Here is a 2,654-nt window from a genome sequence, read left to right as displayed (position 1 = left end):
CGTGCCGGCGCCCGCTCCCAAGCCGGCCGATGCGCCGCGCCCGGCGGTGACGGCGGCCGATCGCGGCCGAGCCCAGAAATTGCGTCAGCAAGGGCTGGAGCAGATGTCCGCGGGGTCGATCGACCGGGCGGTGCAGCTCCTGTCCCAGGCCGCGACGCTGGACCCCGGCAACGGCGCGATCGGCGGCGAACTCGCACGCGCCCGACGCATCCAGGCCACGGTGCACAGCCGCTGATGCCGCAACCCCGCTGCGCTCAGTAGGCGGGCTCCTCGTCCACCCGCGTGCGATCCTCGTCCTCGTCGTGGGGCCAGGGCGGATCCAGCAACGCCGTCTCGCCGGGCATTTCGAGCGGTGCCGGTTCGACCGGCAAGGCGGGGGCGGCCGGCGCCGCCGGCCGGGCAGCCACGGCATCCGGGGCCGACGGCGTCAGGACGAGGGCCGGCGTCGATACTTCCGCCTGTGGATCAGTGAATGCTGCCGGCGCGACCGGTTGGGGCTCGGGAGAAGGCGGCGATGGATCGCGCGCCGGCTCCAGCGAGGGCCTGCGCTCGACAGTCACCGGATCCGGCGTTGCCGCCACGGACGGCTCGGGACGGGTGGGGGCAAACGGGCCGGACTCCCCGGCCGGTCGCATCGCGCTGATCGGGGTCGGTCCGGGCCCCGACGGCAGCGGACCCGTCGCGGTAACGACGGCGGTGGTCGGTCGACTGACCCTGATCGGCTCCGGGTGGAAGTCGGGCGCGGCGGTCGTCGGGGTGGGTGTTGGCCGGTCGAGCAGCAGCGCCTCGACGGCGTTGAGGCGCTCGCCGGTCGATTGCGCGATCAGGTTCACCTGATCGAACAGCTCACCGAACTCGTCGCGCCGGTTGTGGGCGATGTGGAAGTCGGGCGTGCCGCGGGCCACCTCGCGCAACGCGCCGCGTAATCGGGCGAGCGGCGTCTCGATCAGCCGCGCGCTGAGGAACGTCACCAGCGCCACCGTACCCAACGTCACCAAGGCCAGCAGGACGAGCAATATCGTGGACCAGTCGGCGGCCGAGCGCAGCGGATCCTGGTTGAGCAGCAGGTCGACCTGCCCGAACCGCTGCCGCGCGTAGAGGATGGGGCGTACGAACCGGAACGAGCGGCCGTCCTGTACCGAGGTCACGGTCGTGTCCGCGCGCCGGGCCACCAGCGCCTCGTCCGTCGGTGCGCTATAGGCGCGGCCGATCAGCCGCTCGTCGGTCGCCGCACGCACCACCCCGGCCGCGTCCACCACCGTCAGCCCGCGCACGTTGCGGTCGGCGGCCGCGTTGCGCACGAACGCGCGCACCGGAACCCAGTCCTGCTGGCCGACGGGCAGCGCGGCATTGTCGACCGCGCGCAACGCGGCATTGTTGGCCACGAAGGCCGCGATCGCATCGCCCGACGACATCGCGACGCGGCGCATCGCTTCGCGCTGCTGGACGAGCACCGTGCCCACCGCCGCCGCCAGCACCGCCGCCGTGATCAGCGCCATCAGCAGCGTGAGGCGGACCTTGAGCGGCAGGTAACGCCGGCCGCCGCCCTCCTCCTTGGCGAGGATGTTGGCGACCCCCACCTCACGGCGCAGCGCATCGGCCAGCCGCCCGGCGTCGGCGAACCGCTGCGCCGGCTGCTTGGCCATCGCCTTGTGCGTGATGAACTGGAGCCCGCGCGGGCAATCCGGCGCGACCTCCGCAAGCGCGGTCGGCTCGACGTTGACGATCTGCGCGGTCAGCGTCGCCGCCGACGCGCCGGTGAACGCGCGCCGTCCCGACAACATCTCGTACAGGACCACACCGACCGAATAGACGTCCGAGCGCGCGTCCATCTCCTGTCCGAGCGCCTGTTCCGGGCTCATGTAGCGCGGCGTGCCGATCACCTGGCCGATCTGGGTGCGGAAGCTCTGTTCCTCGAACAGGGGGTCGGCATCGGTGAGCTGGGCGATGCCGAAATCGAGCAGCTTGATCGATGTGCCGTCGGGCGACAGCACGATATTGGATGGCTTCACATCGCGGTGGATGACACCCTGCGCATGCGCGTAGGCGAGCGCGTCGGCGAGCTGGAGACCGATGCCAATCACTTGGCTCGGCTGCAGCGGCCCGCGCTTCAACACCTCCGACAGCGGCTCGCCGGCGAGCAGCTCCATGACGATGAAGGGAAAGCCGTCGACCTCGCCGACGTCGAACACGGTGACGATGTTGGGATGCGACAGCGCACCCGCGGCGCGCGCCTCGCGCAGGAAGCGCGCGGCGTATTCGGGATGCTCCCGAAACTCGGCCTTGAGCACCTTGACCGCGAGCGGCCGATCGATCTGCGGATCGTGCGCGCGGTACACGTCCGCCATCGCGCCTTCGCCGATCTGTTCCTGGATGCGGTAACGCCCGATCAGCTCAAGCAACGCCCTTTTCCCCCGGTTCGAGGCCGCCCCAAGGAACGTGATCGAGATTAGGTGGTTCCGTCTCCGACACGAATGGGGCGGAACAGGTCTTGGACGGATTGTCGCTGACCGAACTGATCGCGCCCGTGCCCGGCGGAGCGCCGGCGGGCGTCGACGTGCGGGCGGGCGGCCCGGGCGCCGAGCTGTACCTGTCGATCAAGGACGATCGCGCCGCCGCGCGCACCGCTGAGCGCGAGGCGCTGGCGGCGGGGG

At 71.4% G+C, this 2,654-nt stretch carries 2 protein-coding genes; one reads left to right on the top strand and one right to left on the bottom strand.

The features are described 5' to 3' along the window. On the top strand, positions 1-235 hold a 235-nt coding region (locus tag HUU95_RS13835; protein WP_438827218.1), incomplete at its 5' end, for a hypothetical protein. Positions 236-254: 19 nt separating this feature from the next. Here HUU95_RS13835 and HUU95_RS13830 read toward each other — a convergent pair. Continuing rightward, positions 255-2,402: a serine/threonine-protein kinase gene (locus HUU95_RS13830; protein WP_174280633.1), complete on the bottom strand. Its 2,148-nt coding sequence runs from the start codon at positions 2,400-2,402 to the stop codon at positions 255-257. Between the last annotated feature and the right edge of the window lie 252 nt (positions 2,403-2,654).

The sequence above is a fragment of the Sphingomonas bacterium genome, from assembly GCF_903643065.1.
GTDB lineage: Bacteria > Pseudomonadota > Alphaproteobacteria > Sphingomonadales > Sphingomonadaceae > Sphingomonas.
Note: the sequence above shows the minus strand (reverse complement) of the source record. Positions and strands in the feature narration are given on the sequence as shown.